Annotated in this window: 6 protein-coding genes; 5 read left to right on the top strand and 1 reads right to left on the bottom strand. The window is 73.9% G+C overall.

Annotation, left to right across the window (positions count from 1 at the left end; genetic code table 11):
* Window positions 1-177 precede the first annotated feature (177 nt).
* Window positions 178-765, bottom strand: coding sequence for a hypothetical protein (locus AB1460_RS22495; protein WP_368963891.1), 588 nt, complete (start codon window positions 763-765; stop codon window positions 178-180).
* Window positions 766-1,469: 704 nt separating this feature from the next.
* On the opposite strand from AB1460_RS22495, the gene AB1460_RS22500 reads away from it, so the two are divergent.
* The 5 genes from AB1460_RS22500 to AB1460_RS22520 all read left to right on the top strand — a co-directional run bounded on the left by AB1460_RS22500 (window position 1,470) and on the right by AB1460_RS22520 (window position 18,796).
* Window positions 1,470-2,255, top strand: coding sequence for a helix-turn-helix transcriptional regulator (locus AB1460_RS22500; protein ID WP_368963893.1), 786 nt, complete (start codon window positions 1,470-1,472; stop codon window positions 2,253-2,255).
* 2,082 nt (window positions 2,256-4,337) lie between these two features.
* Window positions 4,338-12,620, top strand: coding sequence for an SDR family NAD(P)-dependent oxidoreductase (locus tag AB1460_RS22505; RefSeq protein WP_368963895.1), 8,283 nt, complete (start codon window positions 4,338-4,340; stop codon window positions 12,618-12,620).
* A complete protein-coding gene (locus AB1460_RS22510; RefSeq protein ID WP_368963897.1) occupies window positions 12,613-17,421 on the top strand; it encodes a beta-ketoacyl synthase N-terminal-like domain-containing protein in 4,809 nt (1,602 codons plus the stop codon). The genes AB1460_RS22505 and AB1460_RS22510 overlap by 8 nt, the downstream gene beginning before the upstream one ends.
* Window positions 17,418-17,762: a phosphopantetheine-binding protein gene (locus AB1460_RS22515; protein WP_018638150.1), complete on the top strand. Its 345-nt coding sequence runs from the start codon at window positions 17,418-17,420 to the stop codon at window positions 17,760-17,762. Before AB1460_RS22510 ends, AB1460_RS22515 begins: the two co-directional genes overlap by 4 nt.
* 101 nt (window positions 17,763-17,863) lie before the next feature.
* On the top strand, window positions 17,864-18,796 hold the full coding sequence (locus AB1460_RS22520) for an alpha/beta fold hydrolase (protein WP_018638149.1): 933 nt from the start codon (window positions 17,864-17,866) through the stop codon (window positions 18,794-18,796).
* Window positions 18,797-18,800: the final 4 nt, after the last annotated feature.

Genomic DNA, 18,800 nt, shown 5'->3' on the forward strand with positions numbered 1-18,800 from the left:
CTGGGCGTCAGGCCTTCGCCGGGTCCAGGCAGGAGCGCCGTCTCACATCAGTCCTCACGGGACAAGCACCGCAAGCGCTCCCTGCCGGGATCCACCGTGCGAAGGGAAGGTAGCGCCATCAGCGCCGCATCTGCTGTGGCCTCGGCCGTCGGGCCCGCGGGCCCGACGGCCCGACGTTCAGCGACCGGAGCCAGGCGCGGTCGGGCGTACCTCGTCCGGCCAGCCGGCCTCGTCGAGCTGCCAGCTCGCCCGCGGCGGCAGCAAGGTCGGGCTGCCGTCCGCCGGGTCGGCCTGATCCTGGGCGGGCCAGGGGCGCGGGGCACCTTCGGGCTGGTCGCCCGGGCTGCCGCCATGGCTGGTGGTGTACGGGATCCCGAGGCCGGCGGCCTCATCCCAGCCTTGCTGGATGTCCGGACGGGGACCCCGGCCCGGGGGTGGCTGATTGTCCTCGAAACGAATTCCGGCAGCCCGGGCTGGCATGTCCCACATTGAGTGCGTGGCGGGCCAGAAGCGCTCCGCCGAGCCATCTTCCGAGGGGCGCCACCGGGGAAGCCGGGAGGGAAGCGGAAGCGTCCTCGCGACCGGGCGGGCCCGAAGCCGGCCGGCGCGGACTGTGCGGGCGGCCTGGACGGCCAGCGTGGCGCCGCCGGTGGCCATGATGATCGATCCGAGTATCTGCAGGTCGATGCCGCTCAACCGGTAGGACAACGCATAGCGGAGAGTTGCGCCGGCGGCGATGAGAAAGATCGAGAAGCCGGTCGTCACGCGCCTCACCTCGTATCGGCATGCCCACGGAGGCCGCCAGAGTGGTGATCCGCTGCGAGTAGCGAGATACGTACAGTGAGAAAGCTACCCTCCGTGCCGATCGACTACACGCTGGTGGCCGAAGGTGGAGGTGGTGGTCGGACCGGGCCAATTCGAGGGCCGTTGGTGGCACCTTTGGGGGGCGGAGTCCTGCCGTTGTCGTTACGGACCGCGTCTGAAGGGTCACGCACAACGGTGCTGCGAAGGTAAATCGCGGTTGAACTGAGGTTCATTAGTCACATAAGCCAGTCAGGCTTATCAGGCGCCAGAAAGTAGGTGTTGCAGGGTGGCATCTGGGTAGCCGCGGCCCTAGGCTTGCCGAACATGTCCAACTTGGCCGGAAATACGCCGGCTGATTCGCGACTACCGGCCAGTGACCTGGTGTCGGTCTGCCCCCGGAGGCATGTGTGACTGACCGAATGCTCAGCAACCCCGATGGTAGCCCCAGCGCCCACCCGGCCAGCGGCCGGCTTGCCGTGACGATGGACACATCGGCGGGGGTTTCCCGACCGTCCAGCGTGCCGGCACCCCATCGGGCTCCCACCGCGCGGCACACCCCCATCGCGGCGACCTCCGCGGTGGGCCACCCCGCCTCGCGTACCCGTCCCGGTGCGGTCGCGGCTGGACTGCCGGGCCGAGCAGCTGTCCCCGCGCGGGGACCGCAGGTGCCCCGCGACCTCGCCCTGGGCGCGGCGGAGCTGCGCGGCGTCCTGCGCGTTGTCGAGGACTGCGAGCGCGCCGCGTCGCTGCCCGCGTTCCGCGAGGCCGCTCTCGACGGTATGGCGCGCCACCTCGGCTACCGCCATTCCGCCTTCTTCCTCGGATCGTCGCCGCAGGCGACCTTCCAGGACGCCCGCCCCACCGGCCGAGGCCTCGCGCTGCGCATGGCCGGGCCGTTCCTGGAGCGGTACCGCAGCCTCGAGGTCTTCAACGACCCGGAGAGCCTGCGGTTGATGTGGGAGCGCGGGCTCGTCACGCTGGACGAGATCGGCGTGCCCGACCGCCCCGAGGTGCGACTGCGGCTTGAGCGCTTCCTGCGGGCTCACGGAATCCACGCGAAGCTGCTCATCCGGCTGGCCGGCAACAGCGGCGTCGGCGCTGTGGTCTCGCTGCTCGACCCCCGCCCCGGTGCGTTCGGTCCACGGGACCGGGCTGTCGGCGCGGTGCTCGCCCGCCACCTCGGCAACCTGCTGCGCTTCTACATCCGGGTCAACCCGGGACCGGCCGTGACGGCCAAGCTCTCCGCCCGCGAGCGGGACGTCGTCCGTCTCGTCGCGGAAGGCCAGTCGAACCGGCAGGTGGCGGAGGCGCTCTGCATCAGCATCGACACGGTCAAGCACCACCTGACCCACGCGCTGGTGGCCACGGGCTGCTCGAACCGCACCCAGCTCGCCCTCGCCTGGCAGCGCGAGATGGGCTCCATGCCGGCACCCGGGCTTCCCCGGCTGTAGGCCAGGTCGGCGGTGCCGTCCGGCACCGGCCGCCCATCCCGACATCCCTGGACACTCCCAGCACCATCCGCGCATGAACGCCAGCTCAGCAAGCGCCTGACCCGCGCACCCCGCGGTGGCGCCGCCCGGACGAGAAGCGTCCGACGGCGCGGCCCGGATAGCATCGCCCGGCCAGCCCCTCCTGGCCGGCCCGGCCGGCAGCACCGGCTGGAACGGGGTCGGACCTGCCCATGTCCGGCCCTCGCCGACGGCGCAGCTATCGGCCGCGCCCCGGCAGGTCCGCCCGGACCGCGTCCTCGCATGCCCCCGCGCGACGCGTCCGAGGCCGACTGCGCGACGACATGCCCCTGGGGGCCGTGACCGCGACCGGGCCATGCCCGCCTGCCTGCCCGTCCACCCGGACCGGTCACGCTCTTCGCCGGACTCCGTCGCCTGTACCCCGCGTTCCCCGCACCCGGTCTTCCCAGGACCGCGTGTTCCCGGGACCGCGCGCTCGTCCCGCCGGGCCTGTGCCGCCGCGCAGGCCCGGCACGGCGCGCCTCCGAGCGTCCGGCTCGTCGCCCGGCCAGCGGAACCGGCGGGGTGGCGGAACCAGCAGGATTGGTCGTCCGTTGGGGACTTCTGTGGTTCTCCCACCGCCGGGATGTGCCGGGACCACTGGCTGCACCCGTCCCTGCTGCTCCTGCCCCATCGGCGGCGGGCCCCACCGGCGCGGGCTGCCGGGCCGCCAGGTCGGCAACCTGCGGTCGGCTGTGACCTCCTGACCCTGGCCGACCCGCTGACCGGCTGACCGACGGGCTGACCGGCCCGCGCGCTGCGGCTGGCGGCGCGGCCGCCATCGTGCGAACGTCGCCGGCGCCGCGCGAAGCGCGACCGCCAGGTTGGTGCTCCGGTGGCTCTTGGCCGTGTCCCGGGTCATCGCACGGGCCCGTGCCCGGCCTCGCCGCTGGCCGCCTGGCGATGATGTCGAACTCCGCCCCGTGAACCGGGTGGGCGTCCACTGGGCGTCTGTTGGCGGGCTGCCGGCCGCGGCCGGTTTCTAGTCACTTCGGGTGGTCTCCCGGTCGCGGCCGTTGGCGCCGTGCTGACGGATCAGCGCGAATGATCCCGCGCCCGCACTCCCGGAACCCGTACGGTCACGTGGTCGCAATGCGACTTGAACAGCGTATTTATCAATCCAGTGTGAGGGTTGGGGGCGACGTCAGCGAAAAGTCCGGCGCCTGTGCTTGCGACGCTGCCCGCGAAGTGACTAGGTTGAAAGGGCCATAGCGTCACGTGTACGGAGGGCAGAAGAGGCGAGTCCGCTGACAGCGCGTCCGCCGGTCCACGACCGGCATCGGTGCGTTGTTCTGGCAGGGACCGGAGGAACACCTGGATGAATGTCATGTCGGGGGGGAACAGTGCGATCGGCCATCGCGCGTCAGGGACCCGGCCGAAGAAAGGTGCATGGGTTTTTCCGGGCAGGTTCCACTGCCTGCCTTCCGTGCCCGGACAGCACCAGGTATCAGCCCGCGTAAACATGAGAAATCAGCTGGCAGAGCGGAGTTGTAGGGCCTGCCGGCGTGGCGTCACTGATGCCACCTCGCGATTCGCGAGCGATGACAACATGGGCAATGGCAGCAACAACCCCGGCATTGGCCGCGCAGCGCGAGGCGGGCCTGGAGCCAGCCGCACGGGCATAGCGGCAGTCTGCGGCGATGGGGCCGGCCGGGACGCCCGGCCTGCCTCTGATGTCGTCATGGCCCGCGACGGGCAGGGCCCTGACCAGGCAGATCACCGCGCTGTTTCGCGGTGGCACCTACGTGTGGAGACCTGGTCGGGGCCGGCTAGGATTTCGCGCACGCTCGCTGGCTCAGGTGACCCGATCGGACTGGACCACCATCACAGTGACCGAATCGCCGCCAGCGGCGCGGCGCCTGTCCGGGCACCCGCTGCTGTCCCCGACTGGGAGTTGCACCTGTTCGTACTGGCGCCGCCCGCCCACGTCCGGTTCCGGGACGCCGACTGCTTCGGTCCCGTGCTGACAGCAACCGACCCCGGCCGTCTCCGCCTTCGGCGGGGCCAGGCCAGGAGGAGCAACCGATGAGCAGCGCAGCGAGCGCGCACCCCCGGACCGAGCCCGACGACCAGGGCGAACGGGATCTGGTCATCGTCATCAGCCCGTTCGGGGAGCCGGCGCCGCACCTGGTCGCGGCGGTCGGGCATGCCGGCGGCACGGGAATCCTCGATCTCGGCCTGGACCCGGTCCGCGGCCGCGAGGCACTGGCCGCCGCGGTTGCCTGGTCGCCGGTGCCGTTCGGAGTACGGGTGGCCGAGGGCTGCCCGCTCGAGCTGGCGGAGCTGCCTGCGCGCGTCGACACCGTGGTCCTCGGGGTCGACGCGCCGTGGGGAGTGGCCGCGGTTTCCGCCGCGGGCCGGCGGGTGCTCGTCGAGGTGCTCTCGGTCCCGGCAGCGCGTCAGGCACTCGACGACGGCGCGGACGGCCTGATCGCCCGCGGCAACGAGGCCGGCGGACGGGTCGGTGATCTCACGACATTCACTCTGCTCCAGTACCTGATCGCTGCGAAGCCGACACGGCGGGACGGAACAGTTGCCCCCGTGTGGGCCGCCGGTGGGATAGGCCTGGCGACCGCGGCGGCGGCTGTCGCCGGCGGCGCGGCCGGCGTCGTTCTCGACTCGCAGCTCGCTCTGGTACGGGAGGTGGAACTGCCCGCCGAGGTCGCGAAAGCCATCCGCGCGATGGACGGCAGCGAGACCGCGCTGATCGACGGCCACCGTGTCTACGTGCGGCCCGACCTGCCCGTGGCCGGCCTGGTGGGCTGGGCGTCCGCGTCCGTGTCCGCCCTCCCGGGCGGGACGGCCGGATCCGGCACGGGCGTCGGCGCGGTCACCGACGCCGGAGGGGCGGCGCACGCTCCGGCGGACGAGCCGGGGGTGGACTTCCGCGACACCGGTGGCGAGCGGGCGTCGGACGGCGCTCTGAGCGTCTCCGCCGTCTCCGTCGCCCCCACCAGCCCTGTCGCCCTGCGGCTGGGCGGGCGGGACCTGCGGGAGCAGTTGCTGCCGGTCGGGCAGGACGGTGCGTTCGCCGCCGGTCTCGCCGATCGCCACCACACGGCGAGCGCGGTCGTGCGCGCCGTACGGGAGTCGATCCGTTCCTCGCTCGCGTCAGCCGCCCGGCACCGGCCGCTCGCCCCGGGCTCGGCCTTCGCCGCCGCCCGCGGGCTGCGTCACGCCGTCGCGCAGGGGCCGATGACCAGGGTCAGCGACCGGGCACGGTTCGCGCTCTCGGTGGCCCGCGAGGGCGGACTGCCGTTCCTGGCCCTGGCCCTGATGAGCGGCAAGGAGACACGGGCGCTCCTGGAGGAGACCGCCGCACTGCTCGGCGACCTGCCCTGGGGCGTGGGGATTCTCGGCTTCGCACCGCCGGAGACGCGGGCCGCCCAGCTGGACGCGGTCTACGCGGTCCGGCCGCCGTGCGCGCTGATCGCCGGTGGCCGACCGGCCCAGTCGGCGCCGCTGGAGGCAGTCGGGATCGACACCTTCCTGCACGTCCCGTCCCCGGGCCTGCTGGACCGGTTCCTCGCTGACGGGGCGCGTAAGTTCGTCTTCGAGGGCCGCGAGTGCGGCGGCCACGTCGGGCCGCGGGCGAGCTTCCCGCTCTGGGAGGCGCAGATCGCCGGTCTGCTGGAGTTCGCCCGGCGCGGGGACGACGGGCCGGAGTCGCTGCGGGACCTGGATGTGCTGTTCGCCGGCGGGATCCACGACCCGGCCTCGGCCGCGATGGTCGCGGCGGCGGCGGCGCCGCTGGTCGACCGCGGTGCGCGGATCGGCGTGCTCATGGGCACCGCCTACCTGTTCACCGACGAGGCGGTCGCCGACGGGGCGATCATGCCGGGCTTCCAGGACGCGGCGATCACCGCGTCCCGCACGGTGCTGCTCGAGACCTCGCCGGGGCACGCCACGCGGTGCGTGGAGTCCGCCTACGTGCATGACTTCCTCCGCCGGCGGGACGAGCTGGCCGCGGCCGGCGTCCCGCGTAAGGAGATGTGGGCCGAGCTGGAGCAGCTGAACCTCGGCCGGCTGCGCATCGCCAGCCGGGGCGTGCGGCGGGAGGGCGCCCGGCTGGTCACGGTCGGGCCCGACGAACAGGCCGCCGAGGGCATGTTCATGATCGGCCAGGTCGCCGGCCTGCGTTCGGCGCGGACGTCGATCGCCCGCCTGCACACCGAGGTCACCCAGGACGCGACAGCCCACCTGGCCGCCCGGGCGAGCGAGTTCGCCGGGGCAGCCGTGTCGGGTACGGCCACGTCTGCCACGGCCACGGCCCCCGAGGTTCGTCTGAGTGCTGACGATGGTGCTGACGGTGATCGGCTGGCGCGTGCCGCCCGATCCGTCGCGGCCGTGCGTGAATCCGCCCGTCCGCTCGATATCGCGATCATCGGAATGTCAGCGGTGTTTCCGCAGGCTGCCGACGACAAGGACTACTGGGCCAACGTGGTCGCCGGGGTCGACGCGATAACGGAGGTCTCGCCCGAACGCTGGGACGCGGATTTCTTCTACGACTCCGATTCCATGGTGAAGGACGCCGGTCGGCGTACGCCATCGAAATGGGGCGGCTTCCTGCCGCAGATTCCCTTCGACGCCCTTGCCTATGGAATTCCGCCCCGGTCACTCCGCAGTATCGATCCGGGTCAGCTTCTCGCTCTTGAAGCGGCGTCCCGGGCTCTTCGTGACGCCGGGTACGAGGACAGACCGTTTGACCGGAAGCGTTCCTCGGTCGTGTTCGGCGCGGAGTCCGGATCGGACCTCTCCACCGCCTATGGTTTCCGTTCGGCTCATCGTTCCTGGGTCGGTGAGCTCCCCGCGGAGCTGGAGGAGATCCTGCCCGATCTCGACGAGGATTCCTTCCCGGGGCTGCTGGCGAACGTCATCGCCGGCCGGGTGGCCAACCGCCTTGACCTCGGCGGTCTGAACTTCACCGTGGACGCGGCCTGTGCCTCCTCCCTGGCGGCGCTGGACGCCGCCTGCAAGGAACTTTCGGCCGGTTCATCAGACCTTGTCCTGTGCGGCGGGGTGGACACGCATTCAAGCGTGCATGACTTCCTGCTTTTCGCCTCGGTGCACGCGCTGTCCCCGGGCGGGCGGTGCCGCAGCTTCGCCGCCGGTGCGGACGGCACCAGCCTCGGTGAGGGCGTCGCGGTGGTCGTCCTCAAGCGGCTCGCGGACGCCCAGCGTGACGGTGACCGGATCCGGGCCGTGATCCGCGCGGTCGCCGGCTCGTCCGACGGCCGGGCCCTCGGGCTGACCGCCCCGCGCAAGGCCGGGCAGGTGATCGCGCTGGAGCGCGCCTACTCGTCGGCGGGGATCTCGCCGTCCGAGGTGGGGGTGCTGGAGGCGCACGCCACCGGCACCGTCGTCGGCGACCGGACTGAGCTCGCCACCCTCACCGAGGTGTTCAAGGAGCACGGCGCCGGAGCCGGCCAGTGCGCCGTCGGCTCGGTGAAGTCCCAGATCGGCCACACCAAGTGCGCCGCGGGGCTTGCCGGTCTGGTCAAGGTGGCGCGCGCGGTGGAGACGGGCATCCGCCCGCCGACCCTGCACGTCGACCGGCCCAATCCGTACTGGGACCGGTCGGACAGCCCGTTCTACTTCGACGACCGGGCCCGGCCCTGGGTGGCCCCCGCCGGAGCCCGGCACGCGGGCCTGTCCGCCTTCGGTTTCGGCGGGACCAACTTCCACGTCGTCGTCTCCGCCTACGACAAGGCACCGGAGCCGGCTCACGGCCTGGACCGCTGGCCGGCCGAGCTGTTCCTGGTGCGGGGCCGCGACCGGGAGACCGCGTTGCGCCGCCTCGACCGCCTGGACGCGCTCGTCCGCGCCAACGACGACGCGGGACGTCCCTACCAGCTGCGCGACCTGGCCCGTACCGTGTGCGAGGAGGCCGGGGGGCTGGTCCAGATCGCCTTCGTCGCGGACGACCTGGACGCCCTGCCGGGCGCGATCACCCAGGCCAGAGAGCCCCTTTCGGCCCCGCGGGCAGGCGTGTTCGTCCGCGGCGGTGACGACGGTGCCACGGTGGCCGCCGGCATCGCGCCGGGTCCCGGCGCCGGGGCCGGGGCGGTGCCCGGCGGTGACGGTAGGGCGGGGAGCCTGGCCTTTGTCTTCCCGGGGCAGGGAAGCCAGCGGCCGGGCATGCTCGCGGATCTCTTCGTGGCCTTTCCGCGGCTTCGCTCGCTGCTCGAGCTCGCCCCGGACGTGGCCGCGACGATGTTCCCGCCGGCCGCGTTCACCGATGACGACCGTGCCGCGCAGACCACCGCGCTGACCGACACCCGGGCCGCCCAGCCCGCGCTGGGGCTGGCCGCGCTGGCCGTCTTCGAGCTGCTGGCAGGGCTACGGATCCGCCCTGATCATGTCGCGGGGCACTCCTACGGCGAGCTGGCGGCGCTCAGCGCCGCGGGCGTCATCGACCGTGAGGCACTCGTCCGGCTCAGCCGGGCCCGTGCGGACGCGATTCTCGCGGCGGCCGGTGACGACCCCGGCACGATGGCGGCGGTGTCCGCGACAGCGGACCAGATCCGGGCCGCGCTCGGGGAGCCTGCCGCCGACGGCACCATCGACGGCGTGGCACTCGCCAACCAGAACGCACCCCGGCAGACCGTGATCTCCGGGCCGTCCGCCGCCGTGGACGCGGCGGTGGAGCGGCTGAAGGCGGCCGGCCTGTCGTCCCGGCGGATCCCGGTCGCCTGCGCGTTCCACAGCCCGGTCGTCGCCGGCGCCGCGCACACCCTCGCCGCCGAGCTCGACGGGACGACTCTCGCGACGAACGTCATCCCGGTGTGGTCCAACACCCTGGCGGCTCCCTACCCGGGGACGCTGGCGGAGATCCGCGCGGTGCTCGCCGGCCAGGTCGCGGCGCCGGTCCGCTTCGTGGAGCAGATCGAGGCCATGTACGCCGCCGGCGTCCGTGTCTTCGTCGAGGTCGGGCCGGGCCGGGTGCTGGCACAGCTCATCGGCAAGATCCTCGCCGGCCGGCCGCACCGGGTGGTCGTCACCGACGCGCCGGCCGAGAACGGCCTGCGGCGCCTGCTGCTCGCCGTGGCCGAGCTCGCCACGGCCGGCGTGGATGTCGACCCGTCCCCCCTGTTCACCGGGCGGGACACCCGTCCGGCCGCGACTGAGCGCATGCCGCGCCGGCCCGGCTGGCTTCTCGATGGTGCCTACGTGCGGACCAGCGACGGCCGTCAGCTGCCCGGCGGCCTGCTGCCGGCGCGGCGGATCGTCCCGGCCGCGCCGGTCACCGCCGCCCCGGAGGTCCTGGCCGGTGGGGCGGCGACCGTGGAGGCGGCGGGTACAGCGGCCGCGGTGGCTACAGCGGCCGTCGGAGATCCGGCGGCTGTGACGAACACCGTCGCGCAGCCTGGCGCCCGCGGTGGGACGGACAGCGGCGCCCCCGCCGCACACGGACACGATCTTCTCGAATGGCCGGGTACGGGGCTCGGTGAATCGGTGGGAGGTTCTGCAGTGGTCGATCTTCGGACCGTCAACGGGAACGGCGTCGCTCACCCGGCGGCAGGCCCGAGCCCGAACGGAGCCCGGGCCGCTGTCCCCTCCGGCACCGTCCCGGCCGACTCCGCCGCGGCTCCTGACGCCCCGGCTGCCGGTGCGCCGGCCGCTGCGGCGCCTGTTGCTCCCGGCCCGGCCGACGGCCTGGTGCTGGAGTTCCTGCGGACGGGCCGCGAGCTCGTGGCTGCCCAGCGAGATGTCCTGCTCACCTACCTGAACGCCGGTCGGCCCGCGCCGGCCAGCGTCGCCCCGCCTGCGGCGCCGGCCCAGCTCCCGCCACGCCGCGCTGACGTCGGCACGGCGGCCGTCGTACCGCCGCCGACCGCGGCTGTCTCGGCGGCAGGCGGGCTGGCGGCAAGCGGGGTACCGGCCGGCGCTCCGGAGGCGGGCGTCTCCGTCAACGGCACCGGTGCCCTGCACGCCTCCCCGACTGTCGCGGTGCCCGCGCAGGTCACGGCGCGCTCGGTGGAGACGGCCGGGCCGGTGGTCCGTGGGATGGGTGAGGTCACGGATGCCGTGGTCGGGGTGATCGCGGATCTGACGGGTTATCCGGTGGAGATGCTGGAGCCTGATCTGGATCTTGAGGCTGATCTGTCGATTGATTCGATCAAGCGGACGGAGATCCTCGGGGAGCTTGCCGGGCGGGTGGGTCTGCCGGGTGCGGGTGGCGGGGCGTCCGAGCTGGATGAGTCGGTGGTCGAGGAGCTGGCGGCGGTGAAGACGGTGCGGGGGATCGCGACCTGGATCGTCGAGCACAGCGCCCAGAACGCGCCCGGCGGCGGTTCCGGCGGCGGTTCCGCCGGTGGCCGTGGCGGGGGAGCCGGGGGCGGGTCCGGGCCGGCTCCTCGGCCCGGGTCGTACGACCTGCCTGAGCAGGGCACCGGCGGTGGCCGGGCGCTCGCGGACGCCGGGTCCCGTGTCCTGGTCCCGGCGGGAGCATCCGCGTCCGTCACGGCGGTGCTGCCGACGGCGCACCTTCCCGAGCCCTCCGTGGGGCCGGCGCCGAGCATCGGGCGGGCCGGCACCGCTGTGCTGGACAGCCCCCGGACCCGGACTGCGGCCACCGCGGTCCAGGCCCCGTCGGCGCCGGAGAGCTGGGGTGTGCTGTCCACCCCGCGCGGTGCTACGGACCCGACCTTCGCGGCCCGTGTCGGTGTCGGTGCTGTGCCGGCTGCCAGCGTTCTGCCGGCTGCCAGCGTCGTGCCGGCTGCTGACGCCGTGCCGGCCGTCGCAGCCGTGGGTGCCGTGGGTCCGCAGCTTCGGGTCCCGCTGCGCCGGTTCGTGGTGGACCACGTCGAGCTGCCCGCGTTGCCGTCCTGGGACGAGCTGGTCGCGGCGGGCACGGCGGTGTCGCTGGCCGGCGCGCGGTTCACCGTGGTCGAGGGTGGGCTCGGTATCGGCCTGGCGCTGTCGACGCTGTTGGAGCAGGCCGGAGCCCATGTCCGCATCGTGTCGGCCGACAGCGCGGAGCTCGATCCCGTTCTCGGGTCGGACGCCGGCGCCGACGGGCTGTTCTGGGTCGCCTCGGCGGAAGGGGTGGCGGGCCCGGGTGCCGGGCTGCCGGCCGCCTTCGCGCCCCTTCGCGCCGCCGCGCTCGGCGGCGCCCGGCGTCTGGTCGTCGTGACCGGGCTGGGCGGTGACCTCGGCCGCGGTGCCGAGGCGGTGGACACGACACCGGCCGGCGGGTCGGCGGCTGTCGGGATGGCCGGGCTGGTGCGGACGCTGGTCCAGGAGCTCCCCGCCACCCGGGTGCGGCTGGTCGACGTTCATCCCAAGGCCGCGCCGCGGCGGATCGCCGAGCGGTTGCTGGCGGAGGTGTTCGATGCGGCGGCACCGGTCGTCGTCGGCCACCGGGACGACAGCAGGATCACGCCGACGCTGCGCCCGGCGGATCTCACGCCGTCGGGCCCGCCGGCCGCGGGCCCGACGGGGCTGGATGCCTCGGGTGTCGTGCTGCTCACCGGCGGCGCGCGCGGAATCACCGCGCGGACGGCGCTGGCGCTGGCGCGGGCCACGGGCTGCGCGGTCGAGCTGATCGGGCGCACCCCCGTCCCGGACGGGCCGGAGGGTCCCGAGACCGCCGGCGCGGCTGACCCGCCGGCGTTGCGCCGGGCCCTGATCGCCTCCGGTGTGCGCCGCCCGGCGGAGATCGAGAAGCGCGTCGCGCGGATCCTGGCCGAGCGGGAGATCCGCGCGAACCTGGCCGCGCTGGGCGAGGCGGCGGCCTCGGTGCGCTACCACGCGGTCGATGTGCGGGACGGTGCCGCTCTCGCCGCGGTGGTCGCCGAGGTGTACGAGCGGCACGGCCGGCTGGACGGTGTCGTGCACGGCGCCGGCATCCTCGAGGACCGTCTGCTGCGGAACAAGACGACGGAGTCCTTCGACCGGGTGTTCCGGACGAAGGTGGACGGAGCGCGCGCGTTGCTCGGCGCGCTGCGGCCCGACGTGGGCTTCGCGGTCCTCTTCGGCAGCGTCGCCGGGGTCTTCGGCAACCGCGGCCAGGTCGACTACGCGGCGGCCAACGACGCGCTCGACGTGTTCGCCCACAGTCTGGCGACCCGGCGCACCGGCCGCGTGGTCAGCGTCGACTGGGGACCCTGGGGTGACTCCGGCGCCGACGCGGGCCGCGGCATGGTCTCCGAGGAACTGGCGCGCGAGTACGCCCGGCGCGGCATCGGCCTGATCGACCCGGACGAGGGTGTCGCCGCGCTGCTGCGCGAACTGCGCGAGCCGGTCCCGGGCGCACCCGCCCAGGTGGTCTACATGTGCGCCGATGCCGAGTCCTTCGATGGCTGAACCGATGGCTCAGGAGATCGCCGTCGTCGGGATGTCGGCGCTGTTCCCGGGCGCCGGCGACCTGGACACCTACTGGCGCAACATCGCCGGCGGCGTCGACGCGATCCGGGACGTCCCGGCGGGGCGCTGGGATCTCGACGAGTACTTCGCCGCCGATCCCACCGCCGAGCGGCGCCCCGACGGGGCGGGCTTCTACTGCCGCCGCGGCGGGTTCGTCGACGACCTCGCCACCTTCGACCCGGCCCGGTTCGGCATCGTCCCGGTCTCGGTCGACTGGGCCGAGCCCGACCAGCTCCTCGCGCTGCGGCTCGCCGCCGAGGCGATGGACGACGCCGGTGGGCCGGAGGCCCTCGGTGACCGCGGGCGGGTCGGCGTCGTCGTCGGCCGCGGTGGTTACGTCGGCCCCGGGGTCGCCCGGCTGGAGCAGCGGGTCAGGACGTCCCACCAGCTGGCGACCACGCTGCGCGAGGTCCTTCCCGGAGTCCCGGACACCGCCGTGGACGAGGTCGTCGACGCCTTCCTGGCAAAGCTCGGGCCGCAGCGGCCGGAGGCGTCCATCGGTCTGGTTCCCAACCTGGCCGCGTCGCGGATCGCGAACCGCCTCGACCTGCACGGCCCGGCGTACACGATCGACGCGGCCTGCGCCTCGTCGCTGATCGCCGTGGAGACGGCGATGCGGGAACTGGCGAGCGGCCGGGCCGGTGCCATGATCGTCGGCGGTGTGCACATCGTGCACGAGGTCTCCTTCTGGAGCCTGTTCACGCTGCTGCGCGCGCTCTCGCCGTCCCAGCGGATCCGGCCGTTCGACCGCCGGGCCGACGGCATCCTGATGGGTGAGGGCATCGGCATGATCGTCCTGCGTCGTCTCGCGGACGCCCGCGCGAACGGCGACCGGATCTACGCGGTGCTGCGCGGCGCCAGCTCGTCCAGCGACGGGCGTACCGCGAGCCTGATGGCACCGGCCTCGTCCGGGCAGATCCTCGCCATCGAGCGGGCCTGGGCGGATGCTCGCCTGGACCCGGCCGCCCCTGGAGCGGTGGGGCTGATCGAGGCGCACGGCACCGCGACACCGGCCGGCGACGGCGCGGAGCTCGCCACGCTGACGAAGGTCTTCGGTGACGACGTCGACAACGGCCGGGTCGGCCTCGGCTCGGTGAAGTCGATGATCGGGCACGCGATGCCCGCCGCCGGCATGGCGGGCCTGATCAAGGCCGCGCTGGCGCTGCACCACCGAACCCTGCCGCCGACGCTGCACTGCGACGAGCCGCACCCGCTGTTCGAGGGCAGCCGGTTCGCCCCCGTGCGGGAGGCGACCCCCTGGGAGCGGTCGGGTTCCGCCCCGCGGCGGGCCGGGGTGAACGCCTTCGGCTTCGGCGGGGTGAACGCCCACGTCGTCCTCGAGGAGTGCGCCGACGCCGATCGGGTCGGCGCTGTCGACCCCCTCGGCACCCGCACTGGTACCGCCACCGCCACCGCCACCGGTCCGGGCGCGGGCGTTGCCGACCCCACTGCCGAGCGGGTGCTGCTGTTCGCGGGGGCGTCCGCGGCGGACATCGTCGCCCAGCTCGCGGTGCCGGACGCCGAGCTGCTCGAGCGCGACGACGCGGCCAGCGCGCCTGGCGGCGGTCCGGTCCGGCTGGCGCTGGTGGCCCCCACCGCGCGCCGGCTCGCGCTGGCCCGCACGGTGGCGGCCCGCGGCACGCCGTGGCGGGGCCGGAACGACCTCTGGTTCGTCCCGGCGCCCCTGCTCGGCCGCCGGGACGACGACACCGTTCCGCGGCTGGCCTTCCTGTTCTGCGGGCTGGAGGACAAGTTCTCCCCGCGGATCGACGACATCTGCGACCACTTCGGGCTGCCCCGGCCGGAGCTGGGCGACACCACCGACCTGGGCCATCACGGCGTGGCGAGCGTGCAGGTCGGTCGGGTCCTCGACGTCGCCCTGCGCCGACTCGGCGTGGCCCCCGACGTGGTCGCCGGGCACAGCGTGGGCGAGTGGAACGCGATGCTCGCCGCCGGCCTGATCGACGAGGAGTACGCGGACGGGTTCATCCGGGCCTTCGACCCGTCCTCGATCGAGGTTCCGGGCGTCGTGTTCGGCGCGCTCGGCTGCGGCGCGGACGTCGCCGCCGAGGTCATCGCCGACCTGGCGGACATCGTGATCTCGCACGACAACTGCCCGCACCAGTCGATCATCTGCGGGCGGGTGGAGAGCATCGAGACCGCCCTGGCGCGGCTGCGGGCGCGTGGGGTGATCGGGCAGGTTCTGCCGTTCCGCTCCGGCTTTCACTCTCCGTTCCTGCGCCCGCATCTGGACCGGCTGCGGGAGGGGCTTTACAACACCCCGCTCGGCAGCGCCCGGGTCCCGGTGTGGTCCGCTACCACGGTGGCTCCGTATCCGTCCGGGCACGCCGAGATCCGGGAGCTGACCGTCCGGCACCTGCTGGAGCCGGTGCGTTTCCGGGAGCTGGCACGCGCCCTGCATGACACGGGTGTCCGGGTGTTCGTCCAGATCGGGATGGGCAGCGTCGCCGGTTTCGTCGACGACACCCTGAGCGGGGCGGGCGACGAGCACGCCTCGCTGGTCACCAACACCACGAAACGGTCGGGGCTGGACCAGCTGCGCCGGGTCGCGGTCGCGCTGTGGGCCGAGGGAGCCGCGCCGCGGATAGACCTCCTGCCCTGCCGCACCCGGCCCGACGTCGCCGCTCCGGCGGCCCGGCCCAGCAGGGCGGGGCGGCCCGATCGGGCGGTGCGCCTGCGCCTCGGCACCCCGCTGGTCCGGCTCGGCCCCGACGCCCCCGACCTGTCCGCGGCGCTGCGGCCCCGTCCCGGCGTGGACGTGGCCTCAGCTCCGGTGCCTGCGCCGGCTCCGGTGACCGCGGCGGTGCCGGCGTCCATGCCGGTGCCGGCGGGAGCGCGGCGGACCGGGCCGGACGGTCGCACCACAGTGCGCCGCGAGCTCTCCCTGGCGACCATGCCCGAGGTCATCGACCACTGCTTCTACCGGCAGCCGCCGGGCTGGTCCGACGCGTCCGACCTCTTCCCCGTCGTGCCCCTGACCGGCGTCCTCGAGATGATGATGGCCGAGGCGTCGGCGCTGCGGCCCGGCCTGGTGATCACCGAGGTCCGGGACGTCCGCGCCACCCGCTGGCTGGCGATCGAGCCGTCGGTACAGGTGGACATCACCTGCACGCCGCTCGGCCCGGACGAGATCCGGGTGGACGTCGTCGGCTACACCCGGGCGACCGTGGTCTTCGCCGCGGCGCATCCGGCGCCGCCGGAGACCACGGACGTGTCCACAGGTCTCGTCCCCTGCCCGGGCACCGCCGGGGAGGTGGTGATCCCCGGGGAGTCCACGGCGCCGCACACCGGCCGGGCGATCTACGACGACCGGCTTCTGTTCCACGGGCCCGGCTACCAGGGCGTCGAGTCGGTCGACGGGATGGCGCCGACCGGGCTGCGCGGCTGGCTGCGGGTCACCGAGGCGAGCGGAGCGCTGCTGGACAACGCCGGTCAGCTCTTCGGCTACTGGGGCATGCAGTACCTTCCGTCGGACTGGCTGCTCTTCCCCGCGTCGGTCGCCTCGATCCGTTTCTTCGGCCCGCCACCGCGGACGGGAGCGCGGCTGTCGTACCTGGGTCGCATCCGCGACGTCACCGAGCGCACCGCGACGGCGGACATGGAGCTGCGCGACGAGGCCGGCCGACTGTGGGCGCACCTGCGTGGCTGGACCGACCGGCGTTTCACCGAGGACGACGTCCTGTGGTCGATGGCGCTGGCGCCGCAGGCCAACACGCAGGGCCGGTCCACGGCGGATGGCTGGGTCGTCGTGACCGAGCACTGGCGGGACCCGGCGTCGCGCGAGCTGTCACTGCGCCACTACCTGGACGCCGCCGAGCGCGGGCGCCTGGCCCGCCTCAACCCGCTGGCCGCCCGCTCGTGGCTGCTCGGGCGGATCGCCGGCAAGGACGCCGTGCGGCGGCACTGGTGGGCGGGTGGCGCCGGTGAGCTGTGGCCGATCGAGATCGGCCTGGCGGACGTGGCGTCAGGGAGTCCGGTCGTCGACCGGGTGCCGGGCCGGGCCGGCCTGCCGGCGCTGCGCCCGCCCGCGGTGAGCGTCGCGCACCGTCCGGAGATCGCCGTGGCTCTCGTCGAGGACACGGCCGGCGGTGTCGGGATCGGCCTGGACCGGGTCCAGCGGCGGGAGCGGGACGCGGAGGCGGCCGTCCTCACCGTGCCCGAGCTGCGGCTGCTTGACGAGCTGGCCGGCGGCGATCCGGACGGCCGCGCCGTGTGGTTCGCGCGCTTCACCGCCGCGAAGCAGGCGGCGTCGCAGGCGGACGGATCCGGCCTCCCCGGCGATCCCCGGCGATTCGTGGTCGGCCGGCCGGTGCAGGGCGGCGAGCCCGTGCCCGCCGCGGTGACCCGTGGGCCGGGCGGCGCCGTGGTCCAGCCCGTCGGCGACCCGGGCGCGAGCCCCGGTCTGCCGGCTCCGCTGCTGGTCCCCGTCGCGGTGGCAGCCTTGGCAGGCGGCGGGCCAGGCCCCGTGCCGGACGCCGGCCTGCCGGACGGCGGCAGGTCGGGCACCCCCGCGGGACGTCCGTCCGGGCCTGCTCGGGAATGCTGGGTGGCCCTGCGCACCATGGACACCACCGGCCGGCCCCGGCCCGAGCCGGAGCCTGCCGACCGGCTGGCCGCGGCCGCCGGCGGCTATCTCGGAAACTATGTCGTGGCCTGGACCTCGCCACGGACCGGACCTGTCAGCGCAACCCATCAGATCAAGGAGCAGACGCTGCGATGACCACCGACCAGTCGACCGCCACCGTGAGTGTGGACCCGACCGACCGCGCGGCCAGAGTGCTCTCCGAGGTCGCGGCGATCCTGCGCGACGTGATCGGCGAGGAGTACATCGTCGACATGTCGATCGAGATGGACACCTCGTTCAACGAGGACCTCGAGCTGGAGAGCATCGAGTTCGTCACCTTCGCCGACCGGCTCCGGGAGACCTACGGCGAGCACGTCGACTTCGTCGGCTTCCTCGCCGACATGGACGTCGACCAGGTGATCAACATGAAGGTCGGCCAGGTCGTCGCGTTCATCGTCGACAGCCTGGACAGCGCCCCCCAGGTGGCCGCGCGGTAGCGCCGCCACGGACCAACCAGGGGGGCGACGAGAACGTCGAGCGCGCGGGACGCCAGCGGACCGCGCGGGCACACCTCCGAACGAAGCTAGGGAGAAGGCGCGTGGCTGAGATCGTCGCGAACAGCGTTCGTCTACATGTGCAGCGGCTGGAGCCGAAGGGCGGGGCCGCTCCGGACTCGCCGGTCGTCGTGATGGTGCACGGCATGGTGATGGACAACATCTCCAGCTTCTACTTCGCGCTGGGTAACTGCCTGGCTGGCGCCGGCTGCGAGGTCATCTGCTACGACCTGCGCGGGCACGGCCGCAGCGAGCGGACCCCGTCCGGCTACACCATGGCCGACTCGATGGCCGACCTGGCCGGGCTGCTGGACGCGCTCGGTGTCGACCGGCCCGTCCACATCGTCGGCAACAGCTACGGAGCCACCCTGACCCTCGCGTTCGGCCTGGCGAACCCGGAGCGGGTCGCCAGCCTGACGCTCGTCGAGCCACCCTTCCTGATCGAGGGGCTGGGGGAGGAGATGGCCCGGTCGCTGACCCAGGTCCTCGCCGCCGTCAGTGACGAGGAGGTCGAGGAGTGGCTCGCGAACACCGCCGGCCGCGCCGTCACCCGGATCGCGCGCTCCGCGCAGGCGCTGCTGAAGGAGACCTCGATCGCGCAGGACATGCTGGCGACGCCGCCGTTCTCGCGGGAGGCGCTCACCGCGCTGCCGATGCCGGTCCTCGCCGTCTACGGGGCGAACTCGGACATCATCGACCAGGCGGAGGGGCTCGCCGAGCTCGTTCCCGACTGCACCCTGGTGGTCCTGGAGCAGCACACGCACATGGTGCTGCGCGAGGCCGCCGACTACCTGCGGGACCTGCTCCGGTGGTGGCTGCTGCGCCGCGACCAGCCGATGCCCCGGCACCAGGTGCGCGGCGCCGGTTACGACACGCCTGACTGGGTCCGGCAGATGATCCCGCCGCCCGACCTGAACGGCGAGCACCGCACCACCTCGTTGTCGACGGCCGCGGCCGGCTCGCCGTCGGACGCCTGACCCG

The sequence above is a fragment of the Parafrankia sp. FMc2 genome (assembly GCF_041008525.1).
Lineage (GTDB): Bacteria > Actinomycetota > Actinomycetes > Frankiales > Frankiaceae > Parafrankia.